This window comes from Rhizobium sp. G187 (genome assembly GCF_051549525.1).
Taxonomy (GTDB): Bacteria; Pseudomonadota; Alphaproteobacteria; order Rhizobiales; family Rhizobiaceae; genus Allorhizobium.
The window spans coordinates 240,811-263,015 of sequence record NZ_JBPUGM010000006.1 but is presented as its reverse complement, the minus strand read 5'-3'; the positions used below and the strand labels follow the sequence as shown (position 1 = coordinate 263,015).

The window sequence follows — 22,205 nt, the reverse complement described above, 5'->3', positions numbered from 1 at the left end:
AGTCCACGCATGTTGACAGGCCGATGACGTGGATCAAGCCACTTGAGGACGCTTCCTAAAGTCTGAGGGACCAGACCGTCGCCTGCACCACCGTCCCCGGCTCGGCCACCAGCGTCAGGGATCGCACCGGGTCAAAACCGGCGATCCGCTTCGTGGCGGTCAAGCGTCCGCCATCGGCGAAGACCTCGATCGAGCCATAGTCGATGAAAATGCGCAGACGCCGGACGCCGGCGTGGCGGGCGAGATAACGCGGCGCGGCATCCGGCGCCTCCGCCGCGCCCTGTTCCCCATGCAGGATTTCCAGCCCCTCCTCGTGCTGCACCACCGCGAGCCTGACCGAGGGATGGTCGAATTCCAGCCGGAAGGCAGCTCCGGCGGCGGCAAGATCAAAGACGGCTTCGGCTGCACCATTTGGCAGCGCGACAGCCTGTCCGGCCGCCAGCCGCGTCCGATCGATCATGCGAGCCCGCAGGCTCTCCACCGCCCCGATCGGCGGCGTCAGCAGGTCGCCGCCTTCCAGCACCAGCGTGCGCGGCAGGGACATCGCCGAGGGAAAATCGATGGTCGGACCGGCATCGGCCCAGTTGCCGAGCCAGCCGATCCCCACGGGTGATCCGGCATCGACAAAGGCCTGAAAGGCATAATTGTCGGTGCCGAAATCGAGTTCGCGTCCAAATTCCTTGGCAAAACTGCGCCCGTCGAACCAGCCGATATCAACCATGGTCAGGTTCTTCCGGCTTGTCTCGGCATCTTCGCCGTTCATCAGGCCGTAGATCAGTGCCCAGCGGGTTTTCGGATCGCGCGGATCGCCGTCTATCGGCAGCAGGCAGGGGCATTCGAGCGCCGAGGTGTGGTAACGCGTTTCGACGTAAAGCTTGCCGCAATAGGTCCAGCCCGTCGCAGCCGTGTGGTCTGACGTTTCATAGAGCAGGATGACACCGCCCTTGTCGCTCTGGCTGCCGAGCAGCATCTTCCAAAGCCCGTCCGGTCCGCGAAACACATAGGGATCGCGGAAGTCGAAGGTCAGGTCCTCGCCGTCGGGCCGGCGCGGCAAAAGCACGTCGGCAGCTCCCGCGGTGAACAGGTCCGCCGAGGTCGCCGTCAGCTGGATTTCCTGCTCTGGCGTGCGGTCGGCAATCTTCTCGGTGAAGAAGACGCGAATGCCCGGTCCGTCGGTGGCCGAGATGGCCGAGCCGGAAAAGGCGCCGCCGCGCTTGTCGGGCCGCACCGTCAGCTCCTCGGAGGGAAAGAGGAAGACCGGCAGATGCCGCCAGCGCAGATAATCCGACGAGACCGCATGGCCCCAGTGCATGTTGTTCCAGGTCCGGCCGTGGGAATAATGCTGGTAGAACAGATGCGGCCGGCCGCCGAAACGGCCAAAACCGTTCGGATCATTCATCCAGCCGAAAGGTGGACGGAAATGATAGCCATGCGGGAGATCCGGGGGCGCATTGGCGGGATTGGTGTGAACCACCGTAATGCCCGTCTCGATCACGTCGGATGGCGTGAACCAGTAAACGACGGAAACCGATGTTACCGCCGGATCATAGGCCAGCACGACCGTTCCGCCGGCAAAGACCTGGTAGATGCGGAAGGAGTTTTCCTCGGCATTGACGGCCTGCACCTCGCCGAACTTGCCGTTGACGCTGTAAAGCGACAGCGAACCCGGCTCGCCTGATGTCACCGCCTTCAGCCAGATATGCAGGATCGCATTGACGGGCAGATCCATCTCGATGCGGCGATGGCCAACCGGTACATCGATCGTCACTTTCATCTTCGTCTCCCTCAAGCTCGTCCAGGCGCCCGGCGATCAACGGATCGCCGCACGACGTTGTTCCCGGAATGCTGTTCGGGCGGCATAGGGATGCCGCGCATGGGGACGCAGATGCTCCTGGTCATTGCAACCCATAGGATCGCGCGGCCGGCCCCTCCCCTGATGCTTTCATCTTAACGTTAGAATTCCTTCATGTCGCCGTCACGCGACGCGCCTATCGCGAAAAGACTGATCGCATATGGAGGCCCCCATGCGTTTCGTCGTGCTCCTCGCCTGTCTCTTCCTGGCCCTGATCGCACCCGCCAGCCACGCGCTGCGCCCCATCGACAGTCGCGCCACCCTCATCCATGACCGCCTGACCCGTGCCAATCTCTGGCGCGACCACGTCATGGTCGTGGCGCATAGGGCCGGCTGGAAGACAGGCGGCCGGATCGTCCGGGCGGAGAATTCGTTCGCAGCCATCGACCACGCGGTTTCAACCGGGGTGGAAATGGTCGAGCTTGACGTCCGGCGCTCCTCGGACGGTGCCCTCGTCATCATGCATGACGCCACGCTCGATCGCACCACGACATGCCAAGGTCTTGTTGCCCAGTATACGCTCGCCGCGCTTCGCCACTGCCGGCTGGTGCTTGAGGATAGCCGTCAGCCGACGACGGAGCATGTCTTCACGCTTGAAGAAGCAATGCTGCATGCGGGCGGGCGGATCCTGATCAATATCGACAACAAGCTCGAGCCGGAGGCGCTGGTCGAGATTGCCGAACTGGCGCACCGGCTTAACATGCAGAATGGCGTGCTGCTGAAGCTTGCGGTGTGGAATGCCGATCGGCTGCAGCTTGCCCGCGACATTCGCCGCGCCATCGGGCCGGATATCGCCTTCATGCCGATCCTTGCGGATGACGGCGTGGTCGAGCCCGGCTTTCTCGATCGTATCCAGTCGCAGCTGGCAGCTCCGGCCGCCGAGCTCATCCATTGGCACCGCGATGCCAGCCAGCCGATCACCGCAGATGGTGGGCCGCTGCTAACTCCGCATGCCAAGGCAGTCGCGATCCGCAATGACGCCCATTTGTGGATCAACACCTATCCGATCACCGATCGCCCCGAGGGCATGGTGGCCGGCGGGCGCGGCGACTATCTGGCGCTGTCATCCGGGCGACCGGAAGATGTCTGGGGCTTCTTCGTTGATCGCGGCGTGACGATCATCCAGACCGATGAGCCGGATGCCGTGATCGCCTGGCTTGAACGCCAGGGCCTGAGGCGACCTTACGACCTGACCAACTGACGGATGCGAGCCCGAGCAGAGTTGCCCGGGCCGCTATTCTTCGCGCATCAGGCCTTGGCTCTGTCATCCGGCTTGCCGTCCGCGTCCACACGTCCAGCAAAGTAATTCGCCAGAAGGGCGCCGGAAATGTTGTGCCACACGCTGAAGATCGCGCTTGGTACGGCAGCGAGCGGGGAGAAATAGGCATTGGCGAGGGCCGCCCCGAGGCCGCTATTCTGCATGCCAACCTCGATGGCGATTGCCTTGCGCTTGGCCAGCGACAGGCCGAATGCCTTGGCAGCAAAGAAGCCGAGAAGATAGCCCAAACCATTGTGCAGCACGACGACGGCGAAGATCATGAGGCCGGACTGGACGATGGCACCCTTGCTGGCGCCGACGACGGCCGCAACGATCAGGACGATGCCGAAGACACTCACCAGCGGAAGCGCCGGCACAGCCTTCGCCACGAGACCGGGCACCAGCTTTTGTGCGGCAAATCCGAGGGCCAGCGGCACCAGAACGACCTTTACGATGCTGATGAACATCGCCATGGCGTCGACGGGAAGAAACTGGCTGGCGAACAGCCATACGAGAAACGGTGTGGCGATAGGAGCCGCCAGCGTCGTTACGCTGGTGCATGCAACCGACAGCGCAACGTCACCCTTGCTGAGATAGGTCATGACATTGGAGGAGGTGCCACCAGGGCAGCAGCCGACCAGAATGACACCGGCTGCCACTTCCGGCGACATGGGAATGACCATCGTCAGCAGCACGGCGAGAAGCGGCATGATGAGGAATTGCGCGGCCACCCCGATGGCCACGTCGAAGGGACGCTTCACCACTTCGCGGAAGTCATCGACCGAAATCGTCAGGCCCATGCCGAACATGATGATCGCGAGCAGCGTGACGATCCACGGCACGATCTGCTTGAACACATCGGGGAAGAAGAAGCCGAGCACGGCAAAGAGAATGACCCAGCCGGCGAAGGTCTTGCCGACGAAGGTGGAAAAAGATGCGAGCGTTTTCATGACTGCCTATTCAAAAAAGCGGAAAAGGCGCGGTGTATGCCCGCCTCGGCTCCTGTCAAGAACGGATGGAAGCGGAACAGTACGCCGAGAGAGTATTGTCTGCATGACGTACCAAATTATGCGTGAGCGTGTCGTTTTTGCGCTGGCCGGCGGCCCCAGGTAAGCTCGATAGCGACCTCCTGTGCAAGCGGGACAATGCCCGGCCACGAAACCCGAGTGGCTTTGATCCTTCCTTCTACACAATAGCTTGGGGCAATGCGTCGACCAATCGCGACCAAGCCCCGCCCGCACCCTCTACCCCTCATCCTGAGGCGCCCGACACAGTCGGGCCTCGAAGGACGAGGCCCATCTTGCAGCCATTGTCTGGATCCTTAGAGGCACTCGCTCTCGCAAGGGCGCCTCAGGATGAGGGCGTCACACAAGCCGCCGCCCCATTATCCGGGTCCTGAGACTGTCGAAGGGCGGGCACCGTGCGCATCCCACCTCCCCCCATGCGGGGGAGGACGGAAAATCGAAGGCTTAGGCGCGCGTAAGCCGCCTAAACTTCAGATTTTCCTGGAGAGGGGCATGGTTTCCTAGGCGAATACCTCACCGAGCCCCCCTCTTGCGAAATCTTAAGGTTTGGCCCTGATCGGGCCAATTCCTCGATTTCGCTTTCTCCCCCGCAAGGGGGGGAGATAGGTCCCACACTTGTGGCGCCGCCAAAAGCCCCTCAATTTCCGCAGTGGCCCGGGGATCAGTTTCGAAAATTCTCCAGCAGAATCAACAGAGATTCTTTTTTTCATCCCCGCCCATTTTTCCTCTCATAGACTCTTCCCCGTCCCGCCCTCGGATACACCTGACGATGCGATGTCAGGCGAGGCGGGATCGGCGCCGGGGCGATGTGCTGTCGCAGGCATAAAACCCCGGCCCGCTTGCAACGGTCTCCCTCCGGACGAAGAGCTGGACGAGGGTAATGGGGTCGGATGCCTCAGAACCCGGATACTCGATCGGAAGGGCGTGCCTCAGAGGCACACAGACAAGGCGCCAACGCTGTCGCGAACAAGACCTGACGGCGGGGCGAAACAAACGGCGGGGATTGGGGTCAGTCGCAAGACAGATCTCATCCCCCGGGCGAGGGTCCCGGTCGGAATGGTGCACCATCCGGCGGGAACCTCCCGGGCCACCGGCCAGGCTATGGCAGTCATTCCCTCGGGAATTGACTGCCAAGCCGGACCCTTAGCCCGGTCCATCTTTGAGGCAACTCAAAGACCGTCGCCGCCTTGCCAGAGAGACGCATGCAAGCGGGAATAGACGCCGAACGGGGCGCCGGAAGGAGCCACATACTTATACTTAGACAGGCTGCTTCTGGCGCCTCGTCCGAGACAAGCAAAGCCATCCCCGGAGGGAGAGATCCCGCCCGGCGGCGAAGCTTGGTTTTTTGACAGTGATAGATTTCCCCTCATCCTGAGGTGCCCGACACAGGCGGGCCTCGAAGGGCGAGGCCACCCCGCCACCCCTCATGCTGAGATGGGAGCGAATGCGACATCAGAAGCACGAGGCCAGCCCTGCGCCAGGTTAACGGGATGCTTCGAGGCCCGCGCTCTGCGCGTGCGCCTCAGCATGAGGGCCGAGCGCACTCAGCCCTCCCTCTCCCAAAGTGGGGAGAGGAGCCACGGCGATACCCGCCGTCTTCCTCGGGCTTGTCCCGAGGATCAGCCAAGGCCGGCAGCGGGGGAGACGGTTCTGTTGCAAGAGGCCCAACTGTTGCAAAGCGCCACTTGGCCGCAAGCATGCGAGACGGGGCGCCAAGCGCCCCAACCCTGTTTCTCAAGCCGCCTTGGCAGCCGCGCCATAGGGGTCGAAGCGGCCATAGAAGGTTTCGCCCTTGGCGGCGAGGTCCTTCAGGAGCGGTGTCGGCTGGAAGTGGTCGCCATAGGATGCGGCCAATGTTTCGCAGAGTTCCACAAAGGTCTTCACGCCCATGCCGTCGATATAAGACAGCGCACCACCCGTGTAAGGCGCGAAGCCGAAGCCGAGGATGGAACCGATATCGGCTTCGCGGGGATCGGTGACGATGCCTTCCTCGACAGTGCGGGCCGCTTCGAGCGCGATGGTGACCAGGAAGCGCTGCTGCAGGACCTTGACGTCAACGGCATCCGGTTTCTGCTGCGGATAGAGCTCCTTCAGGCCCGGCCAGATATGCTTCTTGGCGGGCTTTGCCGGATAGTCGTAAAAACCCTTGCCATTCTTGCGACCGCGGCGATCGAGGTCATCGACCATCTTGTTGATCAGCGACATGTGCTCGACCTTGACCGAGCTTGGCCCAAGATCCGCAATCGAGGCCTTCATGATCTTCTGGCTGAGATCGACGGCGACTTCGTCGTTCAGCGACAGCGGCCCGACCGGCATGCCGGCGAACTTGGCGGCATTTTCGATCATGACCGGCGGCACGCCTTCGGCCAGCATGTCATAGGCTTCGTTGATGTAGCGGAAGACGCAGCGGTTGACGAAGAAGCCGCGGGTGTCATTGACGACAATCGGGGTCTTCTTGATCGCGGCGACGTAATCGAGCGCCACGGCCAGCGCCTTGTCGCCGGTTTCCTTGCCGAGGATGACCTCGGTCAGCATCATCTTCTCGACCGGCGAGAAGAAGTGGATGCCGATGAAATCGACCGGGCGCTTGGAGTTTTCGGCCAAGCCTGTGATCGGCAGGGTCGAGGTGTTGGAGGCAAAGATCGCCCCTTCCGGCAGCACGGCCTCGACCTTCTCGATCACGGCCTTCTTGACGTCGCGATCCTCGAACACGGCCTCGATGACCAGATCGGCATCGGACAACAGCGTATAATCGTCGGACGGCGTGATCAGGGCGAGCAGCTTGTCGCCGTCATCCTTGGTCATCTTGCCCTTACCGACGGCACCGGCGACGAGGCCTTCGCAGACGGATTTGCCCTTGCCCGCAGCCTCCATGTCACGATCGATCAGCACGACCGGAATGCCGGCAGCGGCCGTGACATAGCCGATGGAGGCGCCCATGAAGCCGGCGCCGACGACGCCAACCTTCTTGAGTTCCGTCTTCGGCTGGCCGGCCGGGCGGCGGGCGCCCTTGTTCAGCTCCTGGAGCGAGACGAAGAGCGAGCGGATCATCGAGAAGGCTTCGGTGGTCTGCAGGATTTCGGTGAAGTAGCGCTGCTCGATCCTGAGGCCGGTCTCGAAGGGCACCTGCAGGCCTTCATAGACGCTTTTCAGGATGGCAAGCGCTGCCGGATAGTTGCCGGCGGTTTCGCGGCGCAGAATGGCGGAGGCGGCTGGCCACAGCTGGGCTGCCGCCGGCGTCCAGATGCCGCCGCCGGGAACCTTGAAGCCCTTTTCGTCCCAGGGGGCGACCGGCTTCAGCCCATCCTTGATCATCTGCTTGGCTGCATTGATCAGTTCATCCGGCTCGACGGCCTGATGGATGAGGTTCATCGCCTTGGCGCGGGCGGCTGTCAGGCTCGAGCCCGTGGTCATCATCTGCAAAGCGTCCTGCGTGTTGGCAAGACGGGCAACGCGCTGCGTGCCGCCGGCCCCCGGGAAGATGCCGACCTTGACTTCCGGAAGCGCGATCTTGACCGACTTGGCATTGGAGGCGACGCGACCATGGCAGGCGAGCGAGAGTTCGAAGGCGCCGCCCATGCAGGTGCCATTGATGGCGGAGACCCAGGGCTTGCCATTGGTCTCGATCTTGCGCCACAGCCAGGTCATCCGCCCGACGGCCTCGAAGATCTTCTGGATGGCGCCGGCCGGGTCCTTGGCCCGCTCGGCAGCGATCGTCTCGAACATGCCCTTGATCATGGTCAGATCAGCGCCGCCGGAGAAGGTCGACTTGCCAGAGGTGAAGACCACGCCCTTGACGCCGTCATCGGCCACTGTCTGGTCGATGATCTTTTCGATCTCGTCCATGACGTCAACGGTGAAGACATTCATCGACTTGTCGGGCATGTCCCAGGTCACGAGCGCAATGCCGTCTGCGTCGGTCTCGATGGTGAAATTCTTGTAGGTCATGTTGGGATTCCTCTTCCCTTGATGTCGCCGATGTCGCCGCCGCTCTTCGTTGGGTTCGATCTGGCGGGGTTAAGCCTCTCCCCCTTGTGGGGAGGGGTTGGGGAGGGGATCGTGTCCAAAAGGCCCCTCCCGCCTGCCGGCCACCCTCCCCACACGGGGGAGGGTTAGACCCCATCAAACGCGCTCGATCACCGTCGCCGTGCCCATGCCGGCACCGATGCAGAGCGTGACCAGCGCGGTATTCAGGTCGCGGCGTTCCAGCTCGTCGAGAACCGTGCCGAGGATCATCGCGCCAGTAGCGCCCAGCGGATGACCCATGGCGATTGCGCCGCCAGCGACGTTCATCTTGGAATGGTCGACATTGAAATGCTGCATGAAGCGCAGGACGACGGCGGCGAAGGCTTCGTTCAGTTCGAACAGGTCGAAGTCGGAGATCTTCATGCCGGTGCGCTTCAGGAGCTTTTCGGTCACGTCAACCGGGCCGGTCAGCATGAGCGCCGGATCGGAGCCGATATTGGTGAAAGCGCGGATACGGGCACGCGGCTTCAGGCCCATCGAGTCACCACCGGCCTTGGAGCCGACGAGTACGGCGGCAGCGCCGTCGACGATACCGGACGAGTTCCCGGCGTGGTGGATGTAGTTGATGCGCTCGATTTCCGGATGGGCCTGGATGGCCACGGCTTCGAAGCCGCCCATTTCGCCGGGCATCTGGAAGGAGGGCTGCAGGCTGGCAAGAGACTGCATGTCGGTGCCGGGGCGCATGTGCTCGTCACGGTCGAGGATGACGAGGCCATTGCCATCCTTCACGGGGATGACGGACTTGGCAAAGTTGCCGGCAGCCCAGGAGGCGGCGGAGCGCTTCTGGCTCTCGACGGCATAGGCGTCGACGTCGTCACGGGTGAAGCCATACTTGGTAGCGATCAGGTCGGCCGACACGCCCTGCGGCATGAAATAGCCGGGGAAGTTGACCGAGGGGTCCATGTACCAGGCGCCGCCCGACATGCCCATGCCGACGCGGGACATGCTTTCAACGCCACCGGCAATCACGATGTCGTCGGAGCCTGCCACGACCTTGCCGGCAGCAAGGTTGATGGCATCAAGGCCGGAGGCGCAGAAGCGCGAGATCTGAATGCCAGGGGCGGCGAAATCATAACCGGCCTCGAAGGCGGCGGCCTTCGGGATCACGGCGCCGGCTTCCATGACCGGATCGACGCAACCGAAGATGATGTCATCGACGGTCGATGTGTCGAGGCCGTTGCGGTCACGCAGCGCTTCCAGCGTCTTGGCGGCCAGACGCGGGGTCGGCACTTCGTGCAGCGAACCGTCCTTCTTGCCGCGGCCGCGGGGCGTGCGCACGTGGTCGTAAATGAAGACTTCAGTCATCGTCTCTCTCCCTTGGGCGCACAGGGGCGCCGGAATTTTACTGTCCTTCGCCTGCCCAATCTGGGCAAGCCGGGGCCGCATCCTCGGGTCAACCCTCCCCCTTGTGGGGAGGGTCGGAGCGCAGCGATGGGGAGGGGTTTCCGCTTAAAAGGCCCCTCCCCAACCCTCCCCACAAGGGGGAGGGAGTAGGTCGCGCAATCAAAACGCCTCGGCGGCCATTTCCATCAGGCTGTCGGCACCGGTTTCGATGCGGGCCTTGCGCAAGGCCGTCTCCGGCATGACCTTTTCCATGTAGAAGCGGCCGGTCAACAGCTTGTTCTTGTAGTAGTCGGCATCGCCGGAACCGGACGCCAGGTTGTCGTTCGCGGCCTTGGCCATCTTGGCCCACATATAGCCGAGCACGACGAGGCCGAAGAGGTGCATATAGTCGGTGGAGCCGGCACCGGCATTGTCGGGCTTGGCCATGGCGTTCTGCATGAACCACATCGTGGAGGCCTGCAGATCGTTCAGGCCCTTCTTCAGGCTCTTGGTGAAGCCGGCCATCGCCTCGTCGCTGCGGTTCTCTTCGCAGAAATCACCGATTTCCTTGAACAGCGCCATCACCGCACGACCGCCATTGAGGCCGAGCTTGCGGCCGACGAGGTCAAGCGCCTGGATGCCGTTGGCACCCTCGTAGATCATTGCGATGCGGGCATCGCGGACATACTGGGACATGCCCCATTCTTCGATATAGCCGTGGCCGCCATAGACCTGCTGTGCCATGACCGCGTGATCGAAGCCCTTGTCGGTCAGGACACCCTTCAGGATCGGCGTCATCAGACCGAGGATATCATCTGCCGCCTGACGCTCAGCAGCATCGGTAGAGCGGTGGGCGATGTCGGACTTCAGCGCCGTCCAGAGCGTGAAGGCGCGACCGGCTTCGTTGAAGGACTTGATCGTCAGCAGAGCGCGACGGATATCCGGGTGCACAATGATCGGATCGGCCTTCTTTTCCGGCGCCTTGACGCCCGACAAAGAGCGGCCCTGGATGCGCTCGCGGGCATAGTTTGCGGCGTTCTGATAGGCGATTTCGGAGATCGACAGACCCTGCAGGCCAACGCCCAGGCGGGCCTCGTTCATCATGACGAACATGGCCGCCAGGCCCTTGTTCTCGGCGCCGATCAGGTAACCGGTCGCCTCATCATAGTTCATCACGCAGGTCGCGTTGCCGTGGATGCCCATCTTGTGCTCGATGGCACCGCAGGTGACCGTGTTGCGGCTGCCGACCGAACCGTCGTCGCCGACCATGAACTTCGGCACGATGAAGAGCGAGATACCCTTGGTGCCTTCCGGTGCGCCTTCGATACGGGCGAGCACGAGATGGATGATATTATCCGACATGTCGTGTTCGCCGGCGGAGATGAAGATCTTCTGGCCGGAAATCTTGTAGGAACCGTCACCATTCGGAACGGCCTTGGTCCGCAGCAGGCCGAGGTCGGTGCCGCAGTGCGGCTCGGTGAGGTTCATCGTGCCGGTCCAGACGCCTTCGACCATCTTCGGCAGGTATTTCTGCTTCTGCTCGTCAGAGCCATGCACCAGGATCGCGGCGATCGCGCCCTGGGTCAGGCCCGGATACATCATCAGCGCCATATTGGCGGATGACATGTATTCACCAACGGCGGAATGCAGCGTGTAGGGCAGGCCTTGGCCGCCGTATTCGGCCGGGATGGACAGGCCCAGCCAGCCACCCTGACAGTAGGCGTCATAGGCTTGCTTGAAGCCCTTCGGCGTCTTGACCGAAGCATTATCGGCGCGGACGCAGCCTTCCTGGTCACCGGAAAGATTGATCGGGAAAAGCTGCTCTTCCGCAAGCTTTGCCGCCTCACCGACAATCGCCTCGACCATATCCGGGGTCGCGTCCTCAAAGCCGGGCAGATTGTTGTAGCGCTCCAGGCCAAGGACGTCGTTGAGAATGAAAAGCGTGTCGTTCACGGGGGCCTTATAGACGGGCATCGGGCATCTTCCTCCAAAGACAAAATTCCGACCGGATCGGACTGGGTGTGCTTATACAAATAATTGACGTGCGCGTAAACGTCAAAGTTCTCTCTGATGTTTTTTTGCCGTGCCAGCCCTCGCCCCTCCGACGATGAAACTGGCACAGGCTGGCTGGACCCGGAAGGTCACGCGGAGGCGCGTCGTCCTGAAGCCAAAAAGAGAATTTTACCCATGTCTTAACTGCTTCTTTACCATGTTTCCCGAAAAGTTGACGTGAAAGCCGGTGATCCGCAATCGATTCCGACCGTGCCGCAACACATCCCTTTCTGGGCGTGACGCGGAGGTCGAAATTCCGAAGCACCAGCGACCCCATCCGCGGCATCGGCTCCGGCCGACACCATCGAAGCGAGCAGAACATGAACGGATCTCGATCCCCCTCCCAGCGCCCCGGCGGCACGTCTTCGCTGGACGCGTTGAGCCGCACCATTGAAGGGCTCGAGGCACGCATCGGGGACCTGATGGAGCAAAGCGGACGCCGCCGCGAGGAACCCGCGCGGGAAATGTTCCGCCGGCCGGACGAAGCGCCGCGTACGGACAGCCCGTTCCGGCCCGACCCATTGCGCGAAATCCGCGAACGCCAGCGCGCGCTCGAGGAAAGCCGCAATCGCCTGCCCGAGCGCCCTCCCGTAGTGCAGCGCGCAACCGATGTGCTGCCGCCGCAGACGGTCGCAAAGCGTGAACCCTTGCCACAGGCACCCGTACTCCGGGAGCCCGCAGCCCGCGACACCCAAACGGCTTATGCGCCGCGCCAGCCGATGCGCAGCCAGGAGCGTGAAACAGATTTTGCCCATGCGCTGATCGGTCTCCGACAGGATTTGAAGAAGGACATTGCCGACAGCCTGTCCCGCGAAGTGCTGGGCCTGCGCGAAGAAATGCGCTCGATCCGGGCGCTGGCGGAAGACAGCCGCCCGAACGACATGATGCGCGCAGACATTGCCCGCCTCGCCGATGGCATCCAGCATCTGGACGCCTCCCGGACCCCCGGCACGGATGGTCTTCGCGAAGACTTCAACGCCCTTCGCTCCCTGATGGACGGGCTTGCCCGCGAAGATTCCGTCGAGCGGATGGAGCGCCGCTGGAACGATGTGGAAGTTCGGCTGGACCAATTCGATCCGGATGCGCTGCGCGAGGAGATCCTGCGCCTGGCCGACCGGCTGGACAGCATAAAGGCCCAGCTCGGCGGCATGGCCGACAGCGGCGCAATCCGGATGCTGGAAGACAAGCTCGTGACGGTCGCCTCGGCGCTCGAACAGATCAGCGCGCAGATGGACCCGAACGAACGCCTCGTGATGGAGCAGTTTGCCGGGCTCGACATCCGACTGGATGAGATCAGCCGCGCGATTGCTGCCAGCCGCACCAATACCTCGACCGATCCGGCCAACTTCCAGCGGCTCGAAGAGCGGCTGGTTTCGCTGGCGATGCAGATCGAAGACCTGGCGGTCCGTCCGACTTCAGAGCCCGACACCTCGCGCGAGCTCGCCGATCGGCTGGAAATCCTGGCCGAGCGGATCGAGCAGCTATCGGCCGAACAGAGTGCGGCCCGGATCGAAGAGCGGATCGACCAGCTGTCGCTGATGCTGGAACAGAACCGCCAGCCCTCCGACATGCCGGAGCTGACCGGCTATCTCGCCGATATCTCGCGCAAGATCGATGCCTTTGACCATGGCTCGGCCAATGATCGCCTTGCCGACCGGCTGGAAATCCTGGCCCGCCGGATCGAAGAGCTGGATATGCCGGCCGCGACTGCAACCATCGACGACAGCGCCCTGCGCGACCTCGAAGGCCGATTGAATGCCGTGGTCGACCGGCTGGAAGAAAGCCATGTGACCCAGCCGGGCCTCGAAAGCGCCAGCCTGCGCGGGCTTGAAGAGCAGATCGCCCATCTTTCGGCCCTGATCAGCCAGCCGTCGTCGAACCCGGACGTATCTGACCGGATCGCGGCGCTGGAAGACTATGTTGCGACCAGCGACGAATACATCATCGAGGCCGCCCGCCAGGCAGCCGAAACGGTGATGGCGAATTTCTCGCAGTACAACGCACACTCAGGGAGCGCCAACAGCGGCGATATCACCGCGCTTTCGGCGCTTGCCGAACATCTGAAGCAGCTCGAAGATTACTCGCGTCACTCGGAAGAGCGGACCCACCGCACCTTCGAGGCGCTGCACGACACGCTTGTGCAGATCGCTGGAAGGCTCGATGAATTGCACGAGTCCGCCCATCACGATGGCGGACCCGCGGCCCATGCCGCACAGCCGGCCGCGCCGCAGTGGAGCCAGCCGGCAGCCTATGCCGCACCGGCCGTTTCTGCGATGACGCGGCTTGCCGATGAAGATACAGCGCCGCAGACCATCCGCCAGCCGGAACCGGAGCCTGTCGTCCAGCCGAGCTTCCGCGTGCCGGAAGCGGTACCTGCACCAGAGCCGGTCCAGCCCGTTTCGCATCATCCGATCGACGAGGAACTGCTCGCGGCTGCCGATGAATTTGCCCAGTCGATGACGGCACTTCCCGTCATTGAGGCCGAACGGCAAAAGGCGGAGACCAAGCCGAGCCTTTTGGCCGGGCTTGGCCGAAAGATCTTGCCGGGCCGGAAGGATACCCAGCCGCCCGCGACGCCAAAGGCGACCCCGGCCGCGGCCAAGGCAACGGGCGAAGCGCGGACCTTCATCGAGCCCTCGCCCTCCATCGATCCGGTCGACGTGCTACCGCAGGACGACGCCAACGAATTGCTGGAGCCGGGCTCGGGTGCGCCTGATGTCCGCAAGATCCTGGAACGGGTGCGTGCGAGCCAACAGGCCCAGTCGCGCCAGAGCCCCGCAGACGCGCGCGATGCCGACCGGACCGACTACATTGCCGCTGCCCGTCGTGCCGCCCAGGCCGCCGCGATGGAGATGAACCGGGCGCAGAAGACCGGAACGACTGCCCGGGCGAGCGCCGAGGACAAGGTGAAGGATGCCGGCAAGGGGGCCGAGAAAACGTCCCTGTTCGGTCGCTATCGTCGTCCGATCCTGATTGCCGTTGGCGCCATTCTGCTCGCGGCCATGGCAATGCCGCTGGTCAACACCTTCATGCAGACGCCAGCGCCTGCGCTCGTCGAAGAACCCGCCGTCGTTGAGCCGCAGGCGGCACCTGCCGAGACGGGTGACGAAAGCGGCGCCATCGACATGCCGGCCGCCGGTGATGCCGGACAGGCCGAGACCAATCTTGCGGCCGCCAGCCCCAAGGATAGCGTGACGGCGCCGATTGTGAGAGCCGTAGAGGCCGATCCGCAGCCGCTGCTCGACGGCCCTGCCACGGTAAACCCTGCCGCCGTCGACACCCTTGAACCGGTCGGACCGCTGGCAGCGGCCAGCACGCTTGCCCCAATACCGCAGGAGACTGTTGCAGCACCTGCTAAGACTGCCGCCAGCGAGACGGTAGCCGCACCGGCTGCAGCTGCGGCAGACGTGATCGAGGTGCCAGCTGCAATCACACCGGCCTCGCTTGTGACCGCGGCCAAGCGTGGCGATGCTGCCGCGCTGTTCGAGATCGGCGCTCGCTACACGGACGGCCGTGGCGTTCCGAACGATTTTGCCGAAGCTGCGAAATGGTACAGGCTTGCTGCCGATCGCGGCTTTGCGCTCGCCCAATATCGCCTGGCAAACTTCCTCGAAAAGGGCACCGGTGTCGCTCCGGATCCGGCCGAGGCGAAGCGCTACTACGAACTTGCCGCCGCATCCGGCAATACCAGCGCCATGCATAACCTCGCCGTCATGTACGCCTCGGGTCGTGATGGCACGCAGGACTATGCCAAGGCTCTGGAATGGTTCACTTCGGCAGCCGAGCACGGCGTTTCCGACAGCCAGTTCAATCTGGCCATTCTGCTCGCGCGCGGCAACGGCGCGTCGCAGGATCTGGCCGGTTCCTACAAGTGGTTCGCGATTGCGGCCAAAGGCGGCGATACGGATGCCGCCCAGAAGCGTGACGAAGTGGCGGGCGCGATGCAGCCCGACCAGCTGGCCCGTGCCAAGGCTGAAGTCGAAGCCTGGAAGGCCAAGCCGCTCGACCCCGACGCCAATTCGGCCAACATGCCGGACGAGTGGTCCGGCCAGGGCCTGAAGACGTCGAGCGTCGACATGAAGAAGGCCGTGCGCAACATTCAGGCAATCCTCAACAAGAACGGTTTCGATGCCGGCACGCCCGATGGCCTGATGGGTGAAAAAACCGTGTCGGCGATCAAGGCCTTCCAGACCTCCGTTGGCCAGGCGCCTACGGGACAGGTGGATGACAAGCTGGTCAGCGCGCTTTTGACGCGCAACAAGTGAGGCTCGTCACAGAAGGCACAAAATCAGGCCCTATTGGTGGCGTGTTGGTTGACTCGCACGTCCTGCGGGGCGCATGAATGAAACTGGCTGGGACCAAGCCGTATCAAGGGCTTGGACCAATTTTGAAGCGCAATCTGTAGCGGGCGTGACGCGGCCCGGAACATGACCGTGCCGAAAGGCGCGGCACATTGCATTTGGGGTCCGAAGTGACGATCTATCTGCCGATCGCCGAGTTGTCGGTCAATGTGTTCATCATCCTCGGCATGGGCGCGGCTGTCGGCTTCCTCTCGGGCATGTTCGGGGTGGGTGGCGGCTTCCTGATTACCCCGCTTCTGATCTTCTACAACATTCCTCCTGTGGTGGCCGTCGCCACTGGCGCCAATCAGGTCGTGGCCTCCTCGGTGTCCGGTGCGATCACCCATTTTCGGCGTGGCACGCTCGACATAAAGCTTGGCACCATGCTTCTGCTCGGAGGCCTTGCGGGTGCCACGGTCGGTGTGTGGATCTTCTCCTGGCTGCGCCGACAGGGTCAGCTCGACCTGATCATTTCGCTGCTCTACGTGGTTTTCCTCGGCACAGTCGGCGGCCTGATGCTGATCGAAAGCGTGCGGGCACTCCGGCGTGCGTCTCGCAACGAGACCGTTGCGCTCAAACGTCCCGGCCAGCACAACTGGGTGCACCGGCTACCGTTCAAAATGCGGTTCAAGAAGTCGAAGATCTATCTGAGCGTCATTCCGATCCTGGGGCTCGGCTTTGCGATCGGCATCCTGACTTCGGTCATGGGCGTTGGTGGCGGTTTCATCATGGTGCCGGCCATGATCTATCTCCTGCGCATTCCGACCAATGTCGTTGTCGGCACGTCGCTGTTCCAGATCATCTTCACCACCGCCTACACGACCATCGTGCAGGCCTCGACAAACTATTCCGTCGATATCGTGCTTGCCTTCACGCTCATGGTTGCCGGCGTGATCGGGGCGCAATACGGCGTGCGTGTCGGCCAGAAACTGCGCGGGGAACAGCTGCGCGCCCTGCTGGGCCTTCTCGTTCTGGCGGTCGGCGTGCGTCTTGCGATCGAACTGGTGGTGACGCCGGACGATATCTATTCGCTGGCCATCGGGGGCTGAGATGAGACAGGCCCTCGCCGCACTTGCCATCCTCGCCTCTACCTTCGCCACCAGCCCGACAGCCCTTGCGCAGAACCCGCTGGAACTCACCCTGACCGGGGGCGAGAGCCTCGACATTGGCACCTCGACCAGCGAAATCGCCATCACCTCCGATTTCGCCGGGGCTGACCTGACGGTTTTCGGCGCCCTATCGAATGTCGACCAGCTTCTCCTGGCGATCGGCCAGTATGACGTGGTGGTGACGTTGGAGGGACCACGCGACTGGACGACGGTTCGCCGCAAGGAGAGGATGTTCGGCATCTGGGTCAACCGGACCTCGATGAGCTTCGAACAGATGCCGATCTCCTATTCGCTGGCCAGCACACGCCCCGTGGAGCAGATCGCGCCCGCAAAGACGCTGACCGAGCTCGGAATCGGCATTGACCATCTGGCACTGACGCCGACCGGCTTCATCAGTACGGCGGCCAATCTGGCCGAGTTCCGCGATGCGTTCCGCCGGCTGAAACAGACGGGCGGGCTCTACCAGCGCGATACCGAGGGCGTGCGGTTTGTCTCGTCCAGCCTGTTCAAGGCGACGCTCAGGCTGCCGGCCAATATTCCGAACGGGGTCCATACCGTGCGGGCCTATCTGTTCAAGTCAGGGCAGTTCATCACCGAGCGTGAACAGCCGCTGCGCGTGATCAAGACGGGCCTTGAAGAAGCGATCACGGAAGCCGCGCACGAGCGGCCGTTCCTCTACGGCGTGTTCGCCGTTGTGCTCGCCCTTCTCACCGGCTGGATTGCGAGCCTGATTTTCCGCAAGGACTGAGCGGCGCCGTTAGCCCGCGGCCATGCGGGCCTTGACCGCGAGATAGGCCTGCGTCAACTCGGCCAGGACATCACGGGCCTCCGGATTTCGCGGCGCACCGGTATGTGCCACGCGCAGTTCGGCCATGAATTCCTCCCAAAGTGGGGGGCCGCCTTTTTCCAATATCTCAGCGCGTATGGCGAGATCCTCGCTGACCGGCAGATGTCGGCGTCCCCATGCGCCCATCATGGCAAGCAGAGGTACAAGTTCGATCGCCGGTTCCGTGAGGCTGTAGATACCCTTCTGCTTGTGGGCGGGATCATCCACCCGCGAGAGCAGCCCGTTGGCCACCAGCCGCTTTAACCGGTCCGCGAGGATGTTGGAGGCGATCCCTTCTTCCGACTGCTGCAACAGCTCGCGGAAATGCCGACGATTGCCGAACATCACATCGCGAATGACGATCAGGCTCCAGCGGTCGCCCAGAACTTCCAGTGTCAGATTGATCGGGCAGCCCGAACGTTGCGAGGTCATATCCCATCTCCAAACCGATTGCGGTTTGCCATCAGTTGATGTAGCAATCAACCGATTGCAAGATGCAACCAGATGAGAGGAGGCGAGCATGCGCAAACTGGTGGGATGGAACCTGATGTCTCTGGACGGGTATTTTGAGGGTGAGACCCCTTGGGATCTCGCGTTTCACCACGTGGCATGGGGTGACGATCTGCGCCGCTACGCGCTGTCGCTCGGGGAGGAAACGGATTTCATCGTCTTTGGCCGAAGGACTTATGAAGGCATGGCTGCCTATTGGCCGGAGGCAACAGAAGAGCTTGAGATCAAGGCCTATATGAATGCCAAGGCCAAGGGTGTCGCGAGCCGAAGCCTGACAGATGCCCAGTGGAACAATACACGGGTGCTAAGGGATGCCGTCGCCGAACTTGCGGCTATGAAGACGGAGCCCGGCAAAACCATCTTCATCTTCGGTAGCGCGGAGCTTCAACATGCTCTTCTGGAGGCAGGGTTGGTGGACGAATTGCGCGTCTGCGTGGTGCCGATCCTGCTTGGCAAGGGGACCCCGCTGTTCAAGCCATCGGACCACGCGCAGCGGCTCACCTTGATCGAGGCACAGCCGGTCGAAACCGGCGCCACCATTCTGCGCTATGCGGTGAATGCCGGCTGAGCGCGGGCACGTCAGCCCATCAGATTGCCGTAGCGCACCGAATAGATGCGATCCCGACCGAGCAGATGGGCGATCAGATCGGCGCGGGCAAAGAGGCCGGTAAAGGCCTTGTGGCGCAGGTCGAGCCCGCCTGTGGTCACGCCAAAGGAGGGCATGATCATGCGGCTGCCATCAGTCGCGAAACATGGGCGGCGGACGGATTTTTCCCGCCGACGAACAGTGGCGGCCGGATGCAGGTGGCCGGCGACCTCGCCGCGGCCATGGGCGAGCGACGGTTCGTGACGGAAGGTAAGGCCCGCCAGCCGGTATTCGTCGACGGAGTTTCCGGGCAGATTAATTGTGCCGTCCGGATCGTGATTGCCGTTGATCCAGACGATATCGCGACCGCGGGCGATTGCCGAGATCATTTCGCGGAAGGGCAAGGGCATCAGCGCAGACCCAACGCGATCATGGAAATTGTCGCCGAGGCTGATCACGGTCTTTGGCTGGTAGCGGGTGACGACGGCATCGAGGAGCTTCAACGTTGCCTGCGTATCATAGGGCGGCAGCAACTGGCCGCGCCGGGCGAAGGCAGCACCCTTTTCCAGATGCAGGTCCGAGACGACGAGGGTGTCGTGATCGGGCAGATACAGGGCACCCGACAAATCGCAGACGGCCGCCACGCCCGAGAGCACGATCTCGGCCGACATCTCCAGCCCATCATTTGGCGCGATACGCCTTGGCGTCAAACTCGTCATGTCCCGATCCTGCGGTGCCGGCGCTTCATAGCCGGTTCGCCGTCCTCACGCCATCGCTTCGGCAATCAAATCCTCTGCCGCCATGGAGAGAACGTGCTCCTGGGCTTCGCCTGAGACCGGCTCCTTGCCGATTTCCAGCATGACCGGAACGGCGAGCGGCGAGATCTGGCTCAGGCGCTTGTGGAGGATGTGCCCCTTGATTCGCGCCAGCATATCGGCAAGCCGGCCGATATCCAAAAGCCCGGAAGCCGCATCCTGCCGTGTCGCCTGTAATAGGATATGGTCCGGCTCATGACTGCGCAACACGTCATAGATCAGATCGGAGGACACCGTGACCTGCCGGCCAGACTTTTCCTTGCCGGGATGACGCTGCTCGATCAGGCCGGCGATAACAGCACAATTGCGGAAAGTGCGCTTCAACATGAAGCTCTCGTCGAGCCAGGTTTCAAGATCGTCGCCCAGCATGTCCTGATCGAAGAGGTCGGAGAGGCTGAGGGCGCCACGCGCGATCAGCGATCCCATATCCTCAAGTCCCCAGACGGCGAGCGCATAATCGGTCGCGACGAAGCCGAGCGGTTTGGCGCGCATGCGTTCCAACCGGCGGGTGAGCAGCATGCCAAGCGTCTGATGGGCAAGCCTGCCCTCAAAGGCATAGATCACCATGTAGAAGCGCTCGCCACGCGGGAAGGTCTCGATCAGCAGATCGCCGCGCTTCGGCAGGACGGATTTTTCCTGTTGCAGGGACAGCCAATCGCGGACCTGCTCCGGCAGTGCGGCCCGGCGGGCGGGATCATCCAGCATGGCGCGCACCTGATCGGCGAGATAGGTGGACAGCGGGAATTTGCCGCCGGCATAGGCGGGGATCTTCGGGTCCATCGAAAAGGCATTGGAGACAAGGCATTCATTGTCGCGAATGCCTTCGAAGCGCAGCACCTTGCCGGCAAAGAGGAAGGTATCGCCCTGGGTCAGTTGCTCGAAGAAATACTCCTCGACCTTGCCCAGCGTCATGCCGCCCCGGCCAATGGAGCCGAGCTGGTTGCGCTTGACCAGACGAACATTGAGCATGGGCATTTCGACGATGGTGCCGAGGTTGAGGCGGTATTGCTGCACGACCTGCGGATTGGACACTCGCCACAGCCCCTCCTTCGTTTTTCGGATGCGGGCATAGCGCTCATAGGTTCGGAGCGCATAGCCGCCGGTCGCGACGAAATCGACGATGCGGGCAAAGGTATCGCGCGGGAGCGCCGCATAGGGCAGCGCGGTGGTGACTTCGGCGAAGAGCTGGTCTTCATCGAAGGCTTCGGCGCAGGCCATGCCGAGCACATGCTGGGCGAGCACATCGAGCGAGCCCTCCCCCACCGGCGGCGTGTCCTGGGCGCCGATATAGTTGGCATCCAGCGCCGCCTGACATTCCATGACTTCGAAGCGGTTGGCCGGGACGAGGATGGCGCGCGAGGGCTCATCCATGCGGTGATTGGCGCGGCCAATGCGCTGGGCAAGCCGTGACGCGCCCTTGGGCGCACCGACATGCACAACGAGATCGACATCACCCCAGTCGATGCCGAGATCGAGCGTCGAAGTGGCGACCACGGCGCGCAGCCGGTTTTCGGCCATGGCGGCTTCCACCTTGCGGCGCTGCGAGACATCAAGCGAGCCGTGATGGAGGGCGATCGGCAGATTGTCGTCATTGACCGTCCAAAGCGCCTGAAAGAGCATCTCGGCCTGGGAGCGGGTGTTGACGAAGAGCAGCGTGGTCTTGAAGTCCTTGAGGACCTTGTAGACCTCAGGGATAGCGTAATGCGCCTTGTGGCCGGACCAGGGGATACGATCTTCGGTTTGAAGAATGGTGATATGCGGTCGGGCACCGCCGTCGACAGTGATGAGACCGGCTGCGGCTTCGCCCGCCTCAGGCTGGGCGACGAGCCAGCGACGCAGGTCCATGGGTTCAGCCACCGTCGCCGAGAGCCCGATCGTCTGCACACCCGGCGCCAGCTTGCGAAGCCGGGCCAAGGCCAGTGAGAGGAGATGGCCGCGCTTGGAGGTGACCAGCGAATGCAGCTCGTCAAAGATGACGTAGCGCAGATCCTTGAAGAAGCGGGCTGCGTCTGAATGTGAGAGCAGAAGCGCCACCTGCTCGGGTGTGGTGAGCAGGATATCCGGCGGGTTCGTCTTCTGGCGCTGACGCTTGGAAGACGGCGTATCGCCTGTGCGGTTCTCGATGGTGATCGGCAGCCCCATTTCGCCAACCGGCTTCATCAGGTTGCGCTCGATATCGACGGCGAGGGCCTTCAAGGGTGAGATGTATAGCGTGTGAATGCCTGTAAAGGCTTCCCCCGGCTTCTTGCGCCCGCGCTCGGTGAGCTCGGTCAATGACGGCAGGAAGCCGGCAAGCGTCTTGCCGGCGCCCGTAGGCGCGATCAGCAGCAGACTTTCTCCACCATCCTCGCCGCTGCGGGCCCGCACCAGAAGTTCGAGCTGGTGGTCACGCGGATGCCAGCCCTTTTCGCCGAACCAGCGAAGGAAGGGGGCAGGCAGAAGGCTGATGGCGGAATCAACGGTGCTCACGGGCACAACGTAGA

The 22,205-nt window shown here is 62.8% G+C and carries 13 protein-coding genes; 5 read left to right on the top strand and 8 right to left on the bottom strand.

Going from position 1 to position 22,205, the window contains the following annotated elements:
- Positions 1-55 precede the first annotated feature (55 nt).
- Entirely contained in the window at positions 56-1,774 is a 1,719-nt protein-coding gene (locus ACSV9I_RS18165; protein ID WP_438330200.1) for a GH32 C-terminal domain-containing protein, read from the bottom strand.
- 250 nt (positions 1,775-2,024) lie between these two features.
- On the opposite strand from ACSV9I_RS18165, the gene ACSV9I_RS18160 reads away from it, so the two are divergent.
- Positions 2,025-3,053, top strand: a complete 1,029-nt coding sequence (locus tag ACSV9I_RS18160) for a glycerophosphodiester phosphodiesterase family protein (protein WP_438330199.1) — start codon at positions 2,025-2,027, stop codon at positions 3,051-3,053.
- Between the two features lie 47 nt (positions 3,054-3,100).
- On the opposite strand, the gene ACSV9I_RS18155 is transcribed toward ACSV9I_RS18160, so the two are convergent.
- The 4 genes from ACSV9I_RS18155 to ACSV9I_RS18140 all read right to left on the bottom strand — a co-directional run bounded on the left by ACSV9I_RS18155 (position 3,101) and on the right by ACSV9I_RS18140 (position 11,458).
- Positions 3,101-4,060, bottom strand: a complete 960-nt coding sequence (locus ACSV9I_RS18155; protein ID WP_438330198.1) for a bile acid:sodium symporter family protein — start codon at positions 4,058-4,060, stop codon at positions 3,101-3,103.
- A gap of 1,809 nt (positions 4,061-5,869) precedes the next feature.
- A complete protein-coding gene (locus ACSV9I_RS18150) occupies positions 5,870-8,083 on the bottom strand; it encodes a 3-hydroxyacyl-CoA dehydrogenase NAD-binding domain-containing protein (protein WP_438330197.1) in 2,214 nt (737 codons plus the stop codon).
- A 174-nt stretch (positions 8,084-8,257) separates the two neighbouring features.
- Positions 8,258-9,466 (bottom strand): acetyl-CoA C-acetyltransferase, encoded by a 1,209-nt coding sequence (locus ACSV9I_RS18145; RefSeq protein ID WP_438330196.1) that lies wholly within the window; start codon positions 9,464-9,466, stop codon positions 8,258-8,260.
- 198 nt (positions 9,467-9,664) lie between these two features.
- The gene (locus tag ACSV9I_RS18140; RefSeq protein WP_438330195.1) at positions 9,665-11,458 is read right to left on the bottom strand and encodes an acyl-CoA dehydrogenase C-terminal domain-containing protein; all 1,794 of its coding nucleotides are present in this window, start codon (positions 11,456-11,458) and stop codon (positions 9,665-9,667) included.
- 398 nt (positions 11,459-11,856) lie between these two features.
- Here ACSV9I_RS18140 and ACSV9I_RS18135 point away from each other — a divergent pair, with 398 nt between their 5' ends.
- From ACSV9I_RS18135 to ACSV9I_RS18125, 3 genes are all read left to right on the top strand, one after another.
- Entirely contained in the window at positions 11,857-15,801 is a 3,945-nt protein-coding gene (locus tag ACSV9I_RS18135) for a peptidoglycan-binding protein (protein WP_438330194.1), read from the top strand.
- 206 nt (positions 15,802-16,007) lie between these two features.
- Positions 16,008-16,925, top strand: a complete 918-nt coding sequence (locus tag ACSV9I_RS18130) for a sulfite exporter TauE/SafE family protein (protein WP_054156412.1) — start codon at positions 16,008-16,010, stop codon at positions 16,923-16,925.
- 1 nt (position 16,926) lies between these two features.
- The gene (locus tag ACSV9I_RS18125; protein ID WP_438330193.1) at positions 16,927-17,733 is read left to right on the top strand and encodes a TIGR02186 family protein; all 807 of its coding nucleotides are present in this window, start codon (positions 16,927-16,929) and stop codon (positions 17,731-17,733) included.
- Between the two features lie 9 nt (positions 17,734-17,742).
- On the opposite strand, the gene ACSV9I_RS18120 is transcribed toward ACSV9I_RS18125, so the two are convergent.
- Entirely contained in the window at positions 17,743-18,243 is a 501-nt protein-coding gene (locus ACSV9I_RS18120) for a winged helix-turn-helix transcriptional regulator (protein ID WP_054156157.1), read from the bottom strand.
- A gap of 88 nt (positions 18,244-18,331) precedes the next feature.
- On the opposite strand from ACSV9I_RS18120, the gene ACSV9I_RS18115 reads away from it, so the two are divergent.
- The gene (locus ACSV9I_RS18115; RefSeq protein ID WP_438330192.1) at positions 18,332-18,889 is read left to right on the top strand and encodes a dihydrofolate reductase family protein; all 558 of its coding nucleotides are present in this window, start codon (positions 18,332-18,334) and stop codon (positions 18,887-18,889) included.
- 11 nt (positions 18,890-18,900) lie between these two features.
- On the opposite strand, the gene pdeM is transcribed toward ACSV9I_RS18115, so the two are convergent.
- Entirely contained in the window at positions 18,901-19,578 is a 678-nt protein-coding gene (pdeM, locus tag ACSV9I_RS18110; protein ID WP_438330241.1) for a ligase-associated DNA damage response endonuclease PdeM, read from the bottom strand.
- Positions 19,579-19,671: 93 nt separating this feature from the next.
- The gene (locus tag ACSV9I_RS18105; RefSeq protein WP_438330191.1) at positions 19,672-22,191 is read right to left on the bottom strand and encodes a ligase-associated DNA damage response DEXH box helicase; all 2,520 of its coding nucleotides are present in this window, start codon (positions 22,189-22,191) and stop codon (positions 19,672-19,674) included.
- Positions 22,192-22,205: the final 14 nt, after the last annotated feature.